Source organism: Delftia sp. ZNC0008 (assembly GCF_000799035.1).
GTDB lineage: Bacteria > Pseudomonadota > Gammaproteobacteria > Burkholderiales > Burkholderiaceae_C > Comamonas > Comamonas tsuruhatensis.
Genome location: NZ_JTKZ01000237.1, coordinates 1 through 1,245 on the forward strand (window position 1 = coordinate 1; position 1,245 = coordinate 1,245).

Consider the following 1,245-nt stretch of genomic DNA (forward strand, 5'->3'; position numbering starts at 1 on the left):
CCAGGGGCACGAAGCTGTCGGGCTCGTAGAGGTATTCGCTCAGGCGTGAGCCACGGATTTCCCCGGTGAGAATGTCGCAGTTATGTCGCGGGGCGGTGCGCTCGAATGCATATCGCGATCAATGCGCGGCGCCCACTGAAAAATACAGTGGATTGTTGTCCAGTTGTCGCGCCACTCTATGGAAGTATTGAAGTTCCATGTGTATGGCGGATCTATTAAACAAGTCTAACCCTCCGGAAAAGCACAGCTGCCTACGAATAGATGCACCGCTGTGAATATGAACAGTTTTACATAATGACTAATCTTCGGTGACGCTTCGATTTAATGCATTGAGCAATGCATCGAGAAAATCATCACCTATTTTTTTTGCACTTGCCCAGTCTAAATCACCAAGAGGCACAGCCCAGACGGAAGAATCATTGGGAAGATGTTTGAATATATAGCCTACTCCGCCGCCATTAGTGGCAAAACACAGGGCCTTATCCCCAAGATATTTTTTAACCAAAAAATCATTATTTAGAATCTCCAGCTCATCTATTGGCCAAAATGATAAATATAGACTACCAAATTGCCCTTCTCCTCCGTTGGCCCAGCGCATCCACTCAACGTAATTTGCAGGCAGGTTTAATATTTTGGATATATCATTAATATTTCTTTCTTCTAGGGGTGGGTCACGGTCATATTGATTTAATACTCTATTTTTTATAGATTCAATAATATCATTCATAATCAAAATGCTCCAATTTCATAAAAATACTGATAACTCTTCTTTAGTGCTCTCTTTCGGCATTTTTCCGAGACTCCAGCAGCTTTAAGATCCTTTGAAGAATATTCAAATTCCTCTCGAATTGTGCTTGACCATTTCCCGTTGCCTGCTGCAACACGAGCATCGCGTCTGGCATTTTGTCGCGTGGTGATTGTGGCATGATTTGGACTTCTATTTAAGAGAATAGAAGGCGCATCACCTGAATTATATTTGGCGTATCCTTGACTTTTGGCCCATTCGTCTTGAACTACATGATGCGAGTCTTTGGGCCTACGTGGTGATGGTTGATCGCGGTGTCTTGTAATATCGCATGGATCTCTGCGGCATCCGCACCTCTTCTTGGGAGCTAGTCCTAATGCATCGCTCCAATTACTAGTATTCGGTGCATACAAGAATAAATTATCACCCCCCTCCAACCCAATCGGATCCTGATGCACAAACCTTCCCACCACAGGATCGTAATACCTGAACCGGTTGTA

Annotated in this window: 2 protein-coding genes; both read right to left on the reverse strand. The window is 44.1% G+C overall.

Going from position 1 to position 1,245, the window contains the following annotated elements; translation table 11 throughout:
* Nucleotides 1-298 precede the first annotated feature (298 nt).
* Nucleotides 299-727, reverse strand: a complete 429-nt coding sequence (locus L995_RS32910) for an SMI1/KNR4 family protein (protein ID WP_152683584.1) — start codon at nucleotides 725-727, stop codon at nucleotides 299-301.
* A 2-nt stretch (nucleotides 728-729) separates the two neighbouring features.
* Nucleotides 730-1,245, reverse strand: a 516-nt coding sequence (locus L995_RS31895; RefSeq protein ID WP_331428947.1) for an RHS repeat-associated core domain-containing protein, incomplete at its 5' end; no start/stop codon positions are given.

Coding starts and splice junctions, on each gene's coding strand:
- L995_RS32910 (WP_152683584.1), bottom strand. CDS start 727: ATGAATGATATTATTGAATCTATAAAAAATAGAGTATTAAATCAATAT.